The organism is Polaribacter reichenbachii (genome assembly GCF_001975665.1).
GTDB lineage: Bacteria > Bacteroidota > Bacteroidia > Flavobacteriales > Flavobacteriaceae > Polaribacter > Polaribacter reichenbachii.
The window spans coordinates 1,074,083-1,092,409 of record NZ_CP019419.1 but is presented as its reverse complement, the minus strand read 5'-3'; the positions used below and the strand labels follow the sequence as shown (position 1 = coordinate 1,092,409).

The 18,327-nt window shown below is 29.9% G+C and carries 12 protein-coding genes; 4 read left to right on the top strand and 8 right to left on the bottom strand.

From position 1 onward, the window contains the following. The first annotated feature begins 158 nt into the window (after positions 1 to 158). The 3 genes from BW723_RS04425 to BW723_RS04415 are packed head-to-tail and all read left to right on the top strand — an operon-like array spanning position 159 to position 4,705. A complete protein-coding gene (locus BW723_RS04425) occupies positions 159 to 2,330 on the top strand; it encodes a T9SS type A sorting domain-containing protein (RefSeq protein WP_068361736.1) in 2,172 nt (723 codons plus the stop codon). Between the two features lie 28 nt (positions 2,331 to 2,358). Then, a complete protein-coding gene (locus BW723_RS04420; protein ID WP_068361739.1) occupies positions 2,359 to 3,528 on the top strand; it encodes a carboxypeptidase-like regulatory domain-containing protein in 1,170 nt (389 codons plus the stop codon). Positions 3,529 to 3,544: 16 nt separating this feature from the next. Continuing rightward, positions 3,545 to 4,705, top strand: a complete 1,161-nt coding sequence (locus BW723_RS04415) for a carboxypeptidase-like regulatory domain-containing protein (protein ID WP_068361742.1) — start codon at positions 3,545 to 3,547, stop codon at positions 4,703 to 4,705. Positions 4,706 to 4,786: 81 nt separating this feature from the next. Here the strand turns inward: BW723_RS04415 and BW723_RS04410 are convergent, their stop codons facing one another. Genes BW723_RS04410 through BW723_RS04380 form a run of 7 tightly spaced genes read right to left on the bottom strand, consistent with a single transcriptional unit; the run spans position 4,787 to position 12,835 of the window. Next, positions 4,787 to 5,587: an alpha/beta hydrolase gene (locus BW723_RS04410; protein ID WP_068361745.1), complete on the bottom strand. Its 801-nt coding sequence runs from the start codon at positions 5,585 to 5,587 to the stop codon at positions 4,787 to 4,789. A 7-nt stretch (positions 5,588 to 5,594) separates the two neighbouring features. Then, positions 5,595 to 8,096: a glycoside hydrolase family 2 TIM barrel-domain containing protein gene (locus BW723_RS04405; RefSeq protein ID WP_068361748.1), complete on the bottom strand. Its 2,502-nt coding sequence runs from the start codon at positions 8,094 to 8,096 to the stop codon at positions 5,595 to 5,597. An 18-nt stretch (positions 8,097 to 8,114) separates the two neighbouring features. Then, positions 8,115 to 8,981, bottom strand: a complete 867-nt coding sequence (locus BW723_RS04400) for a LamG domain-containing protein (protein WP_068361751.1) — start codon at positions 8,979 to 8,981, stop codon at positions 8,115 to 8,117. A gap of 9 nt (positions 8,982 to 8,990) precedes the next feature. Beyond that, entirely contained in the window at positions 8,991 to 10,106 is a 1,116-nt protein-coding gene (locus tag BW723_RS04395) for a Zn-dependent alcohol dehydrogenase (RefSeq protein WP_068361753.1), read from the bottom strand. A gap of 8 nt (positions 10,107 to 10,114) precedes the next feature. After that, positions 10,115 to 11,356: an NAD(P)/FAD-dependent oxidoreductase gene (locus tag BW723_RS04390; RefSeq protein WP_068361756.1), complete on the bottom strand. Its 1,242-nt coding sequence runs from the start codon at positions 11,354 to 11,356 to the stop codon at positions 10,115 to 10,117. A 9-nt stretch (positions 11,357 to 11,365) separates the two neighbouring features. Further along, entirely contained in the window at positions 11,366 to 11,674 is a 309-nt protein-coding gene (locus tag BW723_RS04385) for a 2Fe-2S iron-sulfur cluster-binding protein (protein ID WP_068361759.1), read from the bottom strand. Between the two features lie 6 nt (positions 11,675 to 11,680). Further along, positions 11,681 to 12,835 (bottom strand): cytochrome P450, encoded by a 1,155-nt coding sequence (locus BW723_RS04380; RefSeq protein ID WP_068361762.1) that lies wholly within the window; start codon positions 12,833 to 12,835, stop codon positions 11,681 to 11,683. 140 nt (positions 12,836 to 12,975) lie between these two features. Between BW723_RS04380 and BW723_RS04375 the strand changes: the two genes are divergently transcribed. After that, positions 12,976 to 13,815 carry an AraC family transcriptional regulator gene (locus tag BW723_RS04375; RefSeq protein ID WP_068363504.1) on the top strand — a complete coding sequence of 280 codons (840 nt, stop codon included), beginning with the start codon at positions 12,976 to 12,978 and terminating at the stop codon, positions 13,813 to 13,815. Between the two features lie 4 nt (positions 13,816 to 13,819). Here BW723_RS04375 and BW723_RS04370 read toward each other — a convergent pair whose 3' ends face one another. Continuing rightward, the gene (locus BW723_RS04370; protein ID WP_068361765.1) at positions 13,820 to 18,061 is read right to left on the bottom strand and encodes a hybrid sensor histidine kinase/response regulator transcription factor; all 4,242 of its coding nucleotides are present in this window, start codon (positions 18,059 to 18,061) and stop codon (positions 13,820 to 13,822) included. Positions 18,062 to 18,327: the final 266 nt, after the last annotated feature.

Below are 18,327 nucleotides of genomic sequence, written 5' to 3'. Positions count from 1 at the left end.
TTTCTATAAACTACCCATAAAGTAAAGATATTTACAACAATGTTAATTTTAGGAAAAGCTTAATGATTTTAAATGTTATCAATCTGATAAAAAATGAAGTCTAAATTTAGCAAAAATTTAAAAATTATTGAATAAAAGAGTAATAAAAAATTGACTGAATGGTAAAACATCAAAAAATGATTTTAAAAAGGATAAAACAAATTTTAGTAATTGCAATTTTATTCGCATCAAGTTTTATGTACAGTAAAACTATTTATGTTGCTACAAATGGTAATGATTCTAATAACGGAACTTTATCTAGCCCTTATAAAACTTTAAGCAAAGCAATTTCAGTTTTAACTTCTGGCGATGTTTGTATAATTAGAGGTGGTGTGTACGAAGAACCTTTTGTAATTTCTAAAAATGGTACGAGCAGTAATTACATTACTATAAAAGCAATGGATGGTGAAAAGGTTGATATTAGAGCTACAAAAAAAATAAATAATTGGCAACTCTACCAAAATGATATTTACAAAACCTCTGTAAATATGAATATTGCAAGCAGATTTAGAGCTGTATATCATAATGATGAATATATGGATTTAGCACGTTGGCCTAATAATATTGATAATAATAGATGGACCGTAGATTGCCACCCTGTAACTGGTGGAGGTGCAGGGAATTATATAACTGCTTCTGGTATACCAAATATTAATTGGGCAAATGGTGGTTTAATGTATTATTTAGGTGCACATTCTGGCACAAGTTGGACCAGACCAATTACATCTAACACAACCTCTAGAATAAACCACGAACAAGTAGATATAAACAAGTGGCCTTTTAATACTCATAATGCAGAAACCTGGAGAAATAATGTAGGTAATGAAAGAGGGCAATTTTATTTGTTTAATAAGTTAGAAGCATTAGATTATTATAGAGAATGGTATTATGATGCAACAACAACTACACTGTATTTAAAAACAAATAATGGTGCTAAACCTGCTGATAATTCTGTTGAATATGCAACTGCTCAATTTATTGCAGAAATTAAAGGAGATTATATAAAATTTGAAGGATTAGATTTCTTTGGCGGAAGTGTAAAAATTCATAATAATGCAGATAATAATATCATTTTAAACTGTAATATAATACATGGCAGTGAAGGTCATGATAGTTTAACAAACACTTCTGCTCAAGTTGGTGAAGCATCTTTAGAAATTCTTGGAGGTAATACAATTGTAAGAGGAAACACTATAGATCATTCTTCTGCAAGCGGAATTACAGTTGTAAATTGGTCTGGTGCTCATAATTGTATTGTAGAGCAAAATACCATTTCTAATATCGATTATGTTGGTATTCATGCATCTCCAATTCGAACATCAGCAAATAATTTAAAAGTGTTAAAAAACACTATTTTTAATGCAGGTAGAGACGGAATGTATGTTGCAGGTAGTAATTGCGAGGTTGCGTATAATGATGTTTCTGCTTCTCAAAAAATTAATAGCGATTCTGGTATTTTTTATACTGTGGGTAATACTAATTTAAAAAATAATGAAATTCATCATAATTGGTTTCACGATGCTATAGCTCCTTCTTATTCGCATTCACAAGGTGATCCTGCAAAAGCTGCAGGAATTTATTTAGACAACGATAGTAAAGGTTATGTTGTGCATCATAATGTAGTTTGGAATGTTTCTTGGAGTGCATACCAAGTAAACTGGAATAACGAGAATTTAAACTTTTATCATAATACAATTTGGGATGCAGAAAGAGCTATGGATTCATGGGTAAATGGTCGTAGTCAATCTAACAACAAGATTTACAATAACTTTTCTAATGTTGCAGATTGGTTTGCGGGTAATGGTACTAGTGAATTTGATATAAAAGACAATGTAATTACAACATTATCAACTTTAAAAGACCCAAACAATCAAGATTTTATGCCTTTAGCAAATTCTGCTGTTGTAGATCAAGGAAGGGTAATTTCTGATTTTACAAAACCCTATAAAAATAATGCGCCAGATATTGGAGCTTACGAATTTGGTGGTACTGCATGGACAGCAGGTATCAATGCAATAGAAGATTCAGGAGAACCATTGTCTGTAAACGATGTTTTTTTAGATGATAATTTAACGATTTATCCAAACCCAACAACAACAACTTTAAACTTAAAGTTTAGAAATGAAATAAATGGTTTGGTTGATGTAAAAATATTCTCTGTTTTAGGGAAGCAAGTAGTAACTAAAAACACTCTTAATTCAATTGATGTTTCTGCTTTGCAAGCAGGTACTTATTTTATTAAGATTAAAAATGCAAACAAAGTTTACAATACTGTTTTTGTAAAAAAATAGTATTCTTAAACTGTAATTTATTTAAAAAATGAAACAACTTACAACAATTACTTTCTTACTTTTTATTTTTTTAGGATTAAATACCAATGCAATTCAAGCTCAGCAAAAGGTAGTTGTAAAAGGTATTGTAATCGATGAATTTGATAATCCTATACCATTTGCTGCAATTACTTTAGTGGGTAAAACTAAAGGAACTTCTAGTACTGAAGATGGTGGTTTTTCTCTTTTTCTAACATCAGCAGAATTAGAAGACACCTTGTCTTTTTCATCTTTAGGTTTTATACCAACAAAGGTTAAAGTAAAAGATTATTTAGCACAAAAAGAGCAGAAAATTGTGTTAAAAGAAAGTGTAATGGAAATGGATGAGATTACAATCTTAGCACCAAAACATTATGTTTTATCAGCACTTAAAAGTTTAAAAGAAAATACATTAAGTGAACCTCATAAGCTAGAAATGCTATTTAGAAGAGCAGGAACAGAAGAAGGGAAATCTAAGTTTTTTGTAGAGAATTACGTTGCTGTAAGAGATAGAGGTCCTGCTTATGGCACAGGAATTATTCAAGTTTTACATTCTAGAAAATCTGCGGATTATAGGTATTGGAAACGCGAACAATGGAGACATCCAATAATTGGTATGCATGAAGTAAATCCGTTAAGACCAATTTCTTCTCAGCATAAAAGAAATTTAAAAAAGTTTAAATGGATTGTAGATGGAGAAACCTCTTATGATGGTGAAGAAGTATTAATTTTAAAAGGAACAAACCCTAAAAAGAAGTGGGATAATATTGTTTTATTCATTGGTATAGATAGCTATAAAGTGTATCGAATTGAAAGAGGAAAATCTTTATATATCTATAAAAAACATCAAAATGGAAAATTAGTAATCAGTTATTATAAAAATGATTGGAGTTTTCCTAAATGGAATATACCAAAAGAATTATTAGGCACGCCCGCAGAAACCTTAAGATATCAGCTTGAAGCTTTTGTATATGATGTACAAACTGATAAGAAAAAAATTAAAGTAAGAGCATATGGTGCAGATAAAGATATGGGGAATTTAGAATTACCATACGACCCAGTTTTTTGGCAAAATTTAAGTATGCCACCAGATACTAAGTTTTATAAACAAATTAAAGCAGGATTAGAAAGTAATTTTGGAGTGCCATTAGAAACACAGTATAAATTGGTAAACAAATAATGATTAAATTTTTAAAATGAAGAGCAGATTTATAATTTTATTTCTTAGCATAATTTTCTTCGGATTTAATTCGCAAAACAGTTTTGCTCAGAAAAGTATTGAAGTAAAAGGTATTGTTTTAGATGAATTTAATAATCCAATTCCGTTTGCTGCCATAAGTATTCTTAAAAAAAATAGAGGTACATCTAGTACAGAAGATGGTGAGTTTTCTTTAAAAATTACAAGCAGCGAACTAGAAGATATGTTATCTTTTACGAGTTTAGGTTTTAATCCTTTTAAAATAAAAATAAAAGATTATTTGGCACAAGCTGAAAAGAAAATCGTTTTAAAAGAAACTGTTTTTGAAATGGATGAAATTACAATTGTAGCACCAAAAACATATGTTATAAACGCCTTAAAAAAGTTAAAAGACAATACTTTAAGCAAGCCGCATCAAATAGAATTATTATACAGAAGAGCAGCTACAGAAGGTGGTAAATCTAAATTTTTTGTAGAAAATTATATTAAAATTAGAGATCGAGGACCTGCAAGCCCTTTAGGAATAGTTGAAGTTACAGAGTCTAGAAAATCTGCAGATTATAGAATCTGGAAACGTAAACAATGGACACATGATATTAATTGGATGATAACTGCAAACCCTTTAAGACCAACTGATAGAACTCCAAACCTAAAAAAATACAAATGGGAAATTACAGGAGAAACTTCTTACGAAGGTGAAGAGGTTTTAATTTTTGAAGGTACAGGAAAAAATAAATGGGATAAAGTAAAATTATATATTGGTGTAGATAGCTATGGGGTTTTTAGAATAGAAAGAAACAAGGCTATTATGGTGTATAAAAGACATGAAAATGGAAAACTGTATTTAAGTTATTATGCTAACGAATGGGGATTAGGTAGAAAACAAATACCACAAAAATATTGGAATACAGATGCCGAAGAAATGAGTTACAGATTAGAAGCTTTTGTTTACAAAGTAGAAACAGATAAGAAAAAAATAGATGTAAATGCTTTTGGAGGCGATACAGATATGGGGTCTTTAGACTTACCTTATAACGCAGAATTTTGGAAAAATTTAAGTATGCCACCAGATACCAAGTTCTTTAAACAAATTAAAAAGGAATTAGAAGGTAACTTTGGTGTGCCTTTAGAAGTGCAATATAATTTAGCAAATCAATAAAAACCAAAAATTTGTTGATAGTTTGGGTTCGATTTTATTAGTTTAAAATCGAACCTTTTTTGTTTTTAGTAAGTTGTTTTTTTAACTATTTTGATTAAAGAAAATCAATGTTTTCTCCAAATGCTCAATCCAATAAGGCCATTCATGACCACCATTAAACTCTTCATATTCGTGAGGAATATTAGCTTTTAAAAGTTGATTGTGAAGTAGTTTGTTAGCTTCAAATAAATCATCACTTACACCACAATCAAAACGAAATGGAGGTAATTTTAATTTGTTCTCTTTTAAAATATCAATAACATCAGTAAATTTTGCTTCTTGTTGATAGGCTTCCAAAGGCTCTTCAACAAATAGTGTCATTTGTTCTAATTTTGTAATCGAACTATGACCAGAAATGGCTTTGAATTTCTCTGGAAATCTTCCTCCCAAAGATAAAGCTCCATAACCTCCCATAGACAAACCACCAATACAAGTTGAAATTGAGTTTTTAGCTTCAGGAATATTTTCTTTTACAGCCGTAATTACATCATTAACAATCCAATTGTCAAAGTTTTTTTGATGATGAGCAAAGTACGCAGAACCATCACCCCAAAGGCCATCAGAAGGCATTGCAATAATGGCCGGTTTTATGGTTTTATTATTGATTAATCTTTCTGTAGTTTTATGAGCTCCGCCTTTCATTGCCCAAATCCAAGCACTTCCATAAACTCCGTGTAAAAGTATGTAAATTGGTAAATCATCTAGGTTTTCATCCACTTGTGGTACATACAAACAAATATCTCCTCTGCCTTTTAAGTTAGATGTTTTAACCGTTAAAAATCGTAAGTTTTGCGATTCAAAAACAGGATCAGAAAGTTCAATAGTTCTAAAACTTGATGGCATAATTTTCTTATTCTACAATTAATGATTGATCTACTTTTTGTAAACTTTCTGATTTTATATCCACAGAAATAGTTCCTTTTTTATGAGATTTTACAAAAACAGCAGCTTGCCCATTAAAGAATTTTCTTTTCGGTTTAGAGAGGTTTTGCATATTAGTTGGATCTCCATTTCCTGCAGCTAAAAATGTTGCAGCACCAGTAATCGTAATGTTCATATTTTTATTATAGTTCACACACAAATTGCCATCTTTATCTAATACAGAAACAATATAAACACCAACTTCGTCATTTTTAATGGATTTTAATTCAGGGTTAATTTTAATATGATGAGGTTTGCCAGCAGTAAATCTTTTTACTTCTGCAACTTGTTTTCCTTTTTTATTGTAAGCTACAATTTTTGCTTCACCAGGTTCATAAACCACATTATCCCAAACAATTGCGTATGCTTTAAATAAATCCCAATTACCACCTCCAGATGCAGGTTTATCAATAGAATTATTTTCGTAAGAATGATTATTTATTGGTTTTTTGGTTTGTATACCATAGCTTTTTCCGTTTACAAAAAGTTCTGCTTTTTCGTAAGAAGTATAACAAACAACAGGTATTTCTTTTCCTTTCATATCAGGCAAAGTCCAATGAGGAAAAAAGTGCAATACATCTTTATCCGTTTTCCATTGCGTTTGGTATAAATAGAATTTGTCTTTTTCTAAACCAATAAAATCTACAGGAGCAAAATAAGAGCTTCTAGATTTTGCATCGTGATAAGGAGAAGGTTCACCTAAATAATCGTAACCTGTCCAAACAAATTCGCCATAAACAGAAGTGTTTTTCTCTAAAGAAGCAAACTCTTTATAAGCAGGATATCCCCAAGGCACATTGGTGGTTTCGTAGTTTCCTGGATAACCATCTTTGTATACTTTTGTGTTTAAAGAATTCCCTCTTTTATTGTGTAAAGTATCAAAAACAACCGGAAATTTATAGCTATTTCTAACGCTTACAGCTCCACCAGTTTCGCTTGCATAAAACTTTAAATTCGGATATTCTTTTCTTATTTGATGATAAATTCCGGGTTTATAATTAAAACCAGCAACATCTACAGTATGCGCCATTTTGCTTCTTAAAGCACCTGCAGAAGAATTAAAACCAGCAGTTGTAGCACGAGTTGTATCTAAAGATTTTACAATTTTATTTAAATAACCAGTAATATCATTAGGATCTTTTCTGTATTGCTCTAAAATTTCGTTACCAATACTCCACATAATTATGGATGGATGATTACGATCTCTTAAAATCATATCAGACAAATCTTTTTTAGACCATTTATCAAAATGCAACGAATACCCATTCATTACTTTACCAATTTGCCATTCATCAAAAGCTTCATCAATAGCTAAAATACCCATTTCATCACAAATATCTAAAGCTTCTGGAGCAGGAGGATTATGAGAAAAACGAATGGCATTTACACCCATTTCTTTCATTTTTTTCATTTGACGCACAAACAATTCTTTATGAAAAGTTGCACCTACAGGTCCTAAATCGTGATGCATATTTACACCTTTAAATTTTACTTTTTTATCATTTAAATAAAATCCATCAACCTCAAAACGAATATTTCGAATTCCGAAAGTGGTTTTATAAGTGTTTACAACTTTATTATCTTTTAAAATTGATGTTTTAAGTTGATATAAATTTGGCGTATCTAAACTCCATAATTTTGGTTTTTTAACCTCAAAATCTTCAGAAAATTTAGTGCTTTTGTCTAACGTAATTTCTTTGGATGTTTTTGAAACTACTTTTCCATCCGAAGAAATAATTTCATTAAGCATTGTGTAACTTCCTGTTCCTAAAACTTCAACTTCTAAATGAACTTTAGCATTTTTTTTGTTAATTTTTGGAGTAGTTACAAATGTTCCCCAAGTTTTAACGTGGGTTTTATTGGTTTTAATTACAGAAACTTTTCGGTACAAACCAGCTCCTGGATACCAACGAGATTGACTATTAAAATTCTCTAAACGAACAGCAATTGAATTATGACCAGCTTTTAGGTATTTTGTAATATCAAAATAAAAAGAAATGTAACCAAAAGGTCTTTGACCTACATAATTACCATTTACATATACTTTTGCATTGCTCATAGCACCATCAAAAAGCAACTGAACTTTCTCTTTTAATACTGATGCTGTAATGTTGTAATTTGTTCTATACCAACCAATACCAACATAAGGTAAAGCTCCAGATCTACCAGTTCTATATCTAGGTTGCGTTTCACCATCTTGTACAACCATAGTTAACTGTACATCATGTGCAAAATCAAAATCTTGTTTTACAGCCCAATCATGAGGTACAGTAACTTTATTCCAATTTGTATCATCAAAATTTTCTTGAAAAGCATCTCCATAATCGTAATTAGAAAACTTCCAGTTTTTTAAAAGGTCAACTTCTTGCCCAGTAATAAAATTACAAAAGCAACTGAATACAATAATTAAAATTGATGTTTTTAACTTCATTTTAAAATGGTGATTTTATTAGTTTTTATTTTCTTGTTTATAAGTTCTAATATAATCTATGTAAGCAGTTCTGTCTTCTTTTGATGCACTTGCAACCTTACCACCATCTGCAGGAATTGGGTTCCAATCATAGCTTTCTATAGAAAAATGTAGAAATAATTCTTGATCAAAATCTACTGGCGGATTTACAGTATAAACGTGTTTACCATCTAAATAGAACAATAATTCTGTAGGACTTTTCCACCAACAACCATAAGTATAATATTTTTCAGAATTTTTTACTTCTGGAAACATAACTCCTTGGCTACGTTTTGCTTCGTTGCAAGATGTTTGCCTGTGAATGGTGTTTGAGTGCATAATCTTGTTCCATTTTTTACCCCATTCTTCAGTTAAAGCAGATATAGAGCCAACAGATTCTGTAATGTCTATTTCGTGTTTAAAATCACATTTATTACGAGACATGATCCAGAAACCACCACCCATTTCTGTTTTACTCATTTTAAATTTTGCTTCGAAATAATGGCCATAAGAAATTGGTTTTGTAGCTCTTATTATACCTCCATAATAATTGTAAATAGCAGGTTTTTTATATTTATTACTGGTAAATGTTTTGTTAAGTTTACCCACTTCAATTTCTAGAAAACCTTTATTTATGTTGATCGAACTTTCTTTAAATAGTGCTGGAGGTCTACCAATCCAATCAAAATCTGGATGACCTTCTGGGTCTGCAATCCATTTGTTCTTATTTAATTTATTGCCATTAAATTCATCAGAAAGATGTTCAATTGTTGTCCATTTTTTTCCTTTTGGAGCTTCTATTTGAGCATTTATTAGCGTCGTAAAAAGGAAACCAATAATTAAAACGGTTTGTATTTTAGTTCTCATATTTGGTTTTTAATCAAAAACAATAACTCCTTTGGCATTTTTACCTGCTAACATATCGTCAAAAGCTTGTTGTAAATTTTCTATTGGATAGGTTTTGGTTATCATTTCATCTAATAATAAATCGCCTTTATCATATAAATCTACCAGTTTCGGAAAATCGATATGTGGTCTGCATTTACCATACAATGGATTGATGTAAATTTTATCCCATTCAAATAAATTCATATCTATAGATATGGTTTCTTCAATTCCACTTACTTGAACTGCAGTTCCTGCATTACGAATCATAGCTAAAGGTGCAGCACCTAAAGCCGGAATTGCAGTACATTCGAAAGCAAAATCTGCTCCTCTACCATTTGTCATTTTTTTAACTTCTTCTGATGCATTCATCAAACCAACATCATTTTTGTCTGCTAAAATGGTATGAGTTGCCCCAAATTGTTTTGCCATTTTTAATCGTTCAGGATTAATATCAATGGCAATAATTTTTGCTGCACCAGATATTTTTGCACCTTGAATTACGTTTAATCCAACTCCACCAGTTCCAAGAATTACAGCAGAACTACCTGCAGTAACTTTGGCTGTATTTACAGCAGAACCATAACCTGTCATTACTCCGCAACTAATAATACTTGCAGATGGCATTGGCATTTCTGAATCTAATTTTACACAAGCAGATTCTTTTACCAAAGCATATTCTGCAATGGTACCAATATTAAAAGAACGTTCTATAGGTTTGTTATTCCATTTTGATCCTTCTAAATGTGCGTGACCTGGAGTGTAACCATTTCCACCAGCAGTTACAGGTGAGTTATTTTCGCAAATATGTTGGTTACCTTCTTGACATTGAAAACATTTCATACAGGGCGTGGCCCAGTTTAAAATAACTTTATCACCAACTTTAAAATCGGTAATATTGGCGCCAATTTTTTCTATGATACCTGCACCTTCATGACCTAAAATAATAGGTTTACCCCAAGTTAAAGAATCGTGATCTGTATGGCACAAACCAGCTGCTTTTATCTTTACAACGATTTCATCTTCCTTCGGATTTGCTATTGTTATGGTATCAATAATAAACTTTCCATCGCCAGTTGCTATTGCAGATTTTGATTGTAAACTCATAATATATTCTATAAAAAACTAGTAGGTTTCATGGGTATTGAAACATCAACCAATTTCGATTTGTTAATTTTTTGTTTTCCTTTTATAAAACGTGTTCCTAAAACGTAGGCTTTTCCGTTGTTAATGGCATCCACAGCTAATAATTCTTCATTTTTAAAATACCACACAGAAAAACTGGTGTTTTCGGTTGCTTCTTTTCTCAACAACACTTCATTATAACCATTAGATAAACCAACCATTTGCAATTTAACATCATATTGATCTGACCAAAACCAAGGAATTGTATCGTAAATTAAGTTTTTACCACAAATAGATGCAGCTGCAACTTTGCTTTGATCTACGGCATTTTGAACAGATTCTAAACGAATAAACTTATCATAATGAGGGTTGTAGTGTAAAGTGCAATCGCCAATTGCGTAGATGTTTTTATCATTGGTTTGTGCAAACTGGTTTACTTTTATTCCGTTTTCAATTTCTAAATCAGCATTTTTTGCCAATTCTGCGTTTACACGAATTCCAACCCCTACAATTACGATATCAGCTTCAAAATAAGTGTTATCATCACAAAAAACAGTATTAAAACTACCTTCGTTTTTTATAGAAATTACATTTTTTTTGATTAAAATTTTCACACCATTTTCTTGATGTAAATCCATAAAATACTCAGACATTAATGGAGCTGTAACTCTTTCTAAAACTCTAGATTCCCTTTCTAAAACAATTACTTTTGCACCAATTTTTTTAAGAGAAGCAGCCGTTTCTAAACCAATATAGCCACCTCCAATAATCACAACTCTTTTTTCTGATGATGTATCTATGGCATTTTTAATAGCAATAGCATCTGCAGCAGTTCGCATTGCAAACAAATTTGTGGCTTCTTTAATGCCATTTATTTGCGGAATTAAAGCGATTGCACCAGTTGCAATTACAAGTTTATCATATTTTTGATCGGTTTCATTTTCTATAGAAATGGTTTTTAAAGCTCTATTGATAGAGGTAACTTTTTTACCTAACTCTAAGGTGATATTTTCCTTTTGATAAGATTCTAGAGGCTTTAAAAGGTTGCTATTTAAATCGCCATTTACAATATAAGATTTTGATAATGGAGGTCTGTGATAAGGTGTATTTGGATCTACATCATACAAAATAATAGCACCTTGCCAACCTTCTTTTCTAAGATTAAAAGCAAAATTTACACCTGCATGACTGGCTCCAATTACAACACAAATTTGATTTGCAGTTTCTAACATCAACAAAAATTATTTAGCCACTTTTAAAACAATTCCATCTAATGCTTCGCTAATTTGTAGCTGACAAGAAAGGCGACTGTATTCGTTTGTTAAATCATCGAACTCTAACATATCGTTTTCTAATTCTTCTGGACCACCTGTTTTTGCAAAATCTTCTGGAGCTACGTGAACGTGACAAGTTGCGCAAGAACAAACGCCACCACAATCGCCATCAATTCCTTTTACGTTGTTATTTACAGCTAATTCCATTACAGAACCAGATGTTCCTTCTAAAGTTATGGTTTCGTTATCGCTTGTTATAAATGTTATTTTTGCCATTTTTTCTTATTTATTAAATTGTACTTTTAAAGAATCGAAACCAACTTTTCTTTTAAAGTTGCCCAAATCTTCTATATTTTCTTTTGCTTCTAAAACATCTATAGATGTTACTTTTTTTGATAAAGTTGCCAGTAAAATTCTTAAAATTTGACGGGCATGAGTTGCGCCTAGACAGTTGTGTATACCAAAACCAAAGCTTAAATGCGGATTTACTTTTCTATCTAAAACTACTTCATTAGGATTCTCAAAAACACGTTCGTCTCTGTTAGCAGATGCCCAGTTTAAGGCAATTCTACTGTCTGCTTTTACAGCGTGTTCACAAACTTCTGCATCTTTGGTAGCTACTCTACCCATTTGTGTAAGAGGTGTAAAATAACGCACCAATTCCTCTACAGCTTTGTTAATCATTGCAGGATTTTCTTTTAAAGCTTTTAAAGAATTAGGATGTTCTGAAAAATAAGCAATTGAGTTTGTAACTGCATTAATTACAGTGTCTCTACCACCAGCAAAGGTTAAAATCATTACACCTTTTACTTCTTCTTTGGTTAATTTTTTACCATTTACTTTAGAATTTAAAAGCTGAGAATACAAACTTTCGCTTGGGTTTTCTATGGCTTTATCTATTTCTTGATCTATATAATTGTATAAAATATTTGCTTTATCTGCATCTAAAGCTGTGTCTTCGCTTCTAAAAACATGAGTTCCCCATGAAATCCATAAATCTGCTTCTGAATAAGGGATGTTTAACAATAATGTTAAAGCTCTAGATTGTAGAGGTAAAGAAAAATCGCCTACAACTTCTATAGCATCTTTATTTAAAACCTCGTCTACAATACTTTCTATTTGAGTAGTTAATTGGTTTTTATAATCTTCATTTAAAGGTCTTTTAAACCAAGCTTCTAAAAGATTTCTATACGATTTATGTTCTGGTGGATCTACTTCAAAAGGAATTTGCCTAGTTTCTCTGATGTTTACTTCTGACGGAATTACAATTCTACCTGGTTTTGCACCCGATTGAAAAGTTTGCCATTGATGAGCACATTTTCGAACATCTTTATGTCCTAAAATCATCATTGCAGGATCGTTTTGATCTTCTATAGAATCGTATCCTTTTTCTTCTCTTTCTTTTTTAAAAGCATCTGGAAATTCACTTACCTTCATAATTTTTTTAAATGTGTTAATACTAACTTTGCAAATATTGATTGTTTTGTTTGTTAAAAGATGGTCTTTTTTTGCAAATAAGTATACTATTCTGTTTGATTAATATTGATTTTGTTATTTTAGGTGTTAAAATAAAGTATATGAATCCAAAATTTGAGAAAGTTCCTTTGGGTGATAAAAAGTCTATTTTGGCTTTTAGATTTTCTTCTAGAAACTTTGAAGCTCCTTGGCATTTTCATCCACAGCATGAACTTACATTGATAGAAAAAAGTAATGGTACAAAATTTATAGGCGATTATGTTGGCCCTTTTGAAAAAGGAGAATTGGTTTTATTACGCTCTAATTTGCCTCATTGTTGGAAAAATGATTCAAATTCAAGTGATTCTTCTGCATCTATAGTAATTCAATGGAATAAAGGAATTTTTGCTAAAGTTTATGAATTAGAAGGTGTTTTTACTATGCTTAAAGCGGCTTCTAAAGGAATTATTTTTGATAAAAAAGATGTAGATATTATTCAATCGGAAATAAAAAAAACGCTTGGTTTAGAAAAAACAGCCTTGTATTTACAGCTTCAAAATATATTGGTAAAATTATCAGAATTACCTTATAAACAGCTTTCTAATAGAAGTTTTATAGACGATTTACCAAGTGAATATACATCGCGCATGCGAAAAATTCACGATTTTATAGATCATAATTATCAAAAGAAAATTTATTTAAAAGATTTGGCAGCGCTTGTAAGTATGTCTGAGCAGTCTTTTTCTCGTTTTTTTAGCAAAATTATGGGGAAACCTTTTTTTACTTTTTTAAATGAGTATAGAATTCATACTGCAAACAAAATGTTAATTGATACAGATTGGTCTGTTAGAGAAATTTGTTTTGCCTGTGGTTATGAATCTTTGGCATTTTTTCACAGGCAATTTCATAAATTTAATAATACAACTCCTTCTAAATATAGAAAGAGTCATAGAATTAAATAAATAATTATTTTTTATTTTTTTGCTTTACATATTGGCTTGGTATCACTCCGAATTGCTTTTTAAAACATTTTGCAAAGTAAGACGCTGTGTTAAAACCTGTCATATACATAATTTCTTTTACAGATAAATCGCTTTGCTCAAATAATTGTACAGCTCTTTTTAATCGGATGCTTCTGATAAACTCACTAGAAGAAAGCCCTGTAATTTCTTTAAACTTTGTATATAGATTTGTTCTACTATAACCCATTTCTTTAATTAGCATTTCTACATTAAAATCGGTGTTTGTCATGTGTTTTTCTACAACTTCCATAGCTTGTTGTAAAAAGCGTTCATCCATAGAAGTTACAGTTACTTCTTTAGGTTGTAAAGTGATTTCTAAATTAAATTTACTTCTTAATTCTTCTCTGAATTTTAAAATATTGCTTAGTTTTAATTCTAAAATTTCTACATCAAAAGGTTTTCTGATGTAAGCATCTGCACCAGTTTTTAAACCTTCAATTTCGTTTTCTTTAGATAGTTTAGCTGTTAATAAAACAATAGGAATATGACTTGTTTCTTTTCTAGATTTTATTTGATTACAGAATTCTATTCCGTCCATAACTGGCATCATAATATCAGAAATTATAACTTTTGGTATAATTTCTAATGCCAAGTCTAAACCTTCTTGACCGTTTTCTGCAGTATAAATTTTATAGGTGTTTTTAAGTGCTATTTTTATAAAAGATCTAATATCTTCATTATCATCTACGATTAATAAGGTTGGTAAATCAGATTTTGATGCTTCGTTTAATTTTTCATCAACAATTTCATCATTTATACTAATGGCTAAAGAATCTGATTCTGAAGAACGCATATAGAAATCACTTTCTGTAATTTCTTTAATTGTAATTTCTGGAACATTTAAATAAGCTTTCTTCTCAATTGGTAGCCTAACAATAAAGTTAGTACCTTCATTACGTTTGCTAATTACTCTAATTTCACCTTGGTGTAATTCTACAATATCTTTAACAAACGCCAAACCAATACCCATTCCTCTAGCGTCTTTCTTTTCTTTATTTTTTTCTGAGAAAAAACGATCGAAAATATTTTCTACTTTAGATTCGTCCATTCCTTTACCAGTATCTTTTACTTGTATATAAACAAATTTTGACACTTTAGTTGGATTGGTAAAAATCATATCTGTTTCATTTTCTCTAGAGATATGAATACTTATAGCACCATGATCAGGTGTAAACTTAAAGGCATTAGATAGTAGGTTGTTAATTACTTTTTCTAAAGTTTCATGATCGAACCATGTTTGTAAATTTTTATCAGCTGTATCTACAGTAAAATTGATAATGTTTTTTTGTGCTAAGAACTGAAAAGGTTCACTTACTTCTTTTATAAATTGATAAATGTTGCTTTTTCTCATAACCAACCTCATTTTACCTTGACTTAATTTTCTAAAGTCTAATAACTGAGAGATAAGTCTAAGTAGGTAATCTGTATTTTTTTTCATTAATTTATACTGTTCAGAAACTACAGATTTTTCTAAGGTATCTCCTTTTTTTTGCAAGTAATTTAATGGTCCTTGAATTAGCGTTAGAGGTGTGGTAAATTCATGTGTAATATTGGTAAAGAATTCTAATTTAATACGTTGTAATTCTTCATTTTTTTCTTTGGCTACGTGTTCTAGTTCTAAGCTATGTTTTTTTGATGTTTTAATTATGGTAAACCTTCTGAATAGAAGTAAGAAGCAAACCATCAATAAGAAATAGAAAAAGAAAGCCAGTTTTGTTAACCAAAAAGGCGGTTCTATTTTTATGTTTAGTTCAAAAGGAGTAGAATCCCATAATTTATCATTATTAGATGCTTTTACTAATAAAGTATAATTACCTGATGTTAAATTGGTATAAGTAGCATTTCTTTTTTTAGAGTTGGTATAAATCCAATCTTTATCAAAACCTTTTAGCATATATGCAAATTCATTTTTTTCTGGTGCAGCAAAATGTAGGGCTGCAAATTCGAAATATAAATTGTTTTCGTAGTGTAATAAATTAAGCTCAGATTTATTAGAAATCGAGTTTTTTAGCAATACTCTTCCGTTTATATTTTCGCCAATTTTTACGGGTTTATTAGATATAGAAAAATTAGTTACAATTGTTTCTGGTTCAAAAGAATTGTTAGTAACATCATTTGGGTTAAAAATATTAAAACCATTTACCCCCCCAAATACTAAGTTTCCGTTTTTAAGTTTTGTTCTTGCTAGTTCTTGAAATTCATCATCTTGTAAACCGTCATTTACATCATAATTCATAAAGGTTTCCTTTTCTGGGTTAAATCTAGAAAGACCTTTGTTGGTAGAAATCCAAAGATTATTTTGGTTGTCTTCTAAAATACCTTTTACAACGTTGTTAGGTAAACCATCTTGTTTTCTGTAAGTTTTAAATTGTGCTTTGCTGTTATTTGTGGCAGGTATAAATTTGCTTAATCCACCACCAAAAGTACCAATCCATAAATCTCCTTTTTTAGATTCAAAAAGTTCTAAAATGTAGTTATAGCTGATACTTGTACTATCATTAGGATTGTTTTTATAAACTTTAAAACTTGGTTTTTCTTTTGTAATTTCTTTTTTTGATAAAAAGCATAAACCATCACCAGTAGCAAACCAAATATTACCATTTTTGTCTTCTAGAATATTTCTAATAATATCACTTGAGATACTTAAAGAATCTTTAATGTCAAATTTTATGAAATCGTTTTTATAGGTTTTTGTTTTTTTATCAAAAAGTATTCTTGTTATTCCATTGTTGTAAGAGCCAATCCATATGTTATTATGGCTATCAGATAGAATGGAAAAAGTTCTTGCGCTATTTTTTTTAAATTCTTTAAAGTGTATTTCTTTAATATTATTTGGATTTGTAATATCGAATTGAGACAATTTAGAACTTGAAGAACTACCAACTAAAAGTATTTTTTGATTTCCTTTTTTAATTTCTTCTATTGCAAAGGTGTTTTTAATTTTAGGGTACTTAATAAAATTGTAGTTTTTGTTTTGTTTGTCTTCTTTAGATAACATATTTAAACTACCACCTTCTGTACCTATCCATAAAAATCCATTACTATCTTCGAAAACAGAACGTACTTTGTCGTAGCTTAAACTTTTAGGGTTTGTAGTGTTTTTTATGTGTATAAATGGTTTTCTTTGAGCATCGTATTTGTTAATACCACCGCCATTTGTACCAACCCATAAAATGTTTGTGTTGTCTTTAAATAAAGAGGTAATTATATTTTTGCTAATTCCATTTTTTTTATCAGCATCGTAAGTAATTGCTTTTTTAAATATGGGGTCATCATTCTTTTTTAGAATATCGAATTCAATTAAACCATTAGCAGTACCTCCCCAAATTTTATTATCAAAAACAATTATCTCTGATAGTGAATGTGTATAGTTTGCTTTCCGAATTACCTGCAAGTCTTTTTCACTGTCTAGATTTAAGGTATATAAACCATTACCAGAACCAATAATTAGTTTGTTATTATGCTCTTTAATGCTATTTATATATTTAATATTTACGTCTTGTTTTTCTAAGTATAGCGTGTTATTTGTTTTATCTTCTACTAATTTAAAAAGTCCAAATCCTGTTCCTATCCAAATTGTTTGATTACTGTCTTCAAAAATACTACTGATAACGTAAACGTTTTTATTTTTAAAAGGGAAGCCTTTAATTTTTATATGATTAAATTTAATTTTGTTAATAGGGTCATTTATATTTATCATATCTAACCCATCAGAAGTACCAATCCATAAACGGTTCTTAGAATCTTTTAAAGTGTTGGTTATGGTGTTGCTTATTATACTCTTTGGGTCTTTTTCGTTATGAGTAAAAGGTTTAAAATCTTCTGTGGCTCTATTAAAAAAATTAAGACCACTTCCAGAGGTTCCCACCCACAAATTTCCTTTATCATCACCTTCAATAGTAAATATTAAATTACTATTTATGCTCTTTTTATCTTGTTGATTGTAATTGTAAACGGTAAAATTATAACCATCAAATTTATTTAATCCATCATGGGTACCAAACCACATAAAGCCTTGGTTATCTTGGTAAATTGCATTTACATCGTTTTGCGATAAACCATTTTTTGTAGTTATATGCTCGAAATAAATATCTTTTTGTGCATATAAATGAGCATTAAATAGAGTTATGGTTAAGCATAGTATAAAGGAGATAACAAAATAATTTTTCTTAAAAAAAACAGACATATAATTAATAAGTTATTACGAGGATTTATTAAAAAAACGAAATCTTAATATAAAGATTAGAATACAAAACTAATGAAAAACAACTTATATTTTAGTTGGTTTTAAAAATATAAAAATGCTTTTCTAATCTAAAATTAAGATAATACAATAAAATGATTAAAAGCAGCAAATTTTTAATTTTAAGTCAATTTATTATATTATTTAGGACATCCATAGCCTCAAAGAACTCCTTTTTTTAAGAAGTTTACACTTTATTAACTTAAATT

Excerpts from the sequence above, each read along its gene's own strand:
- BW723_RS04425 (WP_068361736.1), top strand. The coding sequence starts at position 159 with ATGGTAAAACATCAAAAAATGATTTTAAAAAGGATAAAACAAATTTTA.
- BW723_RS04420 (WP_068361739.1), top strand. The coding sequence starts at position 2,359 with ATGAAACAACTTACAACAATTACTTTCTTACTTTTTATTTTTTTAGGA.
- BW723_RS04415 (WP_068361742.1), top strand. The coding sequence starts at position 3,545 with ATGAAGAGCAGATTTATAATTTTATTTCTTAGCATAATTTTCTTCGGA.
- BW723_RS04410 (WP_068361745.1), bottom strand. The coding sequence starts at position 5,587 with ATGCCATCAAGTTTTAGAACTATTGAACTTTCTGATCCTGTTTTTGAA.
- BW723_RS04405 (WP_068361748.1), bottom strand. The coding sequence starts at position 8,096 with ATGAAGTTAAAAACATCAATTTTAATTATTGTATTCAGTTGCTTTTGT.
- BW723_RS04400 (WP_068361751.1), bottom strand. The coding sequence starts at position 8,981 with ATGAGAACTAAAATACAAACCGTTTTAATTATTGGTTTCCTTTTTACG.
- BW723_RS04395 (WP_068361753.1), bottom strand. The coding sequence starts at position 10,106 with ATGAGTTTACAATCAAAATCTGCAATAGCAACTGGCGATGGAAAGTTT.
- BW723_RS04390 (WP_068361756.1), bottom strand. The coding sequence starts at position 11,356 with ATGTTAGAAACTGCAAATCAAATTTGTGTTGTAATTGGAGCCAGTCAT.
- BW723_RS04385 (WP_068361759.1), bottom strand. The coding sequence starts at position 11,674 with ATGGCAAAAATAACATTTATAACAAGCGATAACGAAACCATAACTTTA.
- BW723_RS04380 (WP_068361762.1), bottom strand. The coding sequence starts at position 12,835 with ATGAAGGTAAGTGAATTTCCAGATGCTTTTAAAAAAGAAAGAGAAGAA.
- BW723_RS04375 (WP_068363504.1), top strand. The coding sequence starts at position 12,976 with ATGAATCCAAAATTTGAGAAAGTTCCTTTGGGTGATAAAAAGTCTATT.
- BW723_RS04370 (WP_068361765.1), bottom strand. The coding sequence starts at position 18,061 with ATGTCTGTTTTTTTTAAGAAAAATTATTTTGTTATCTCCTTTATACTA.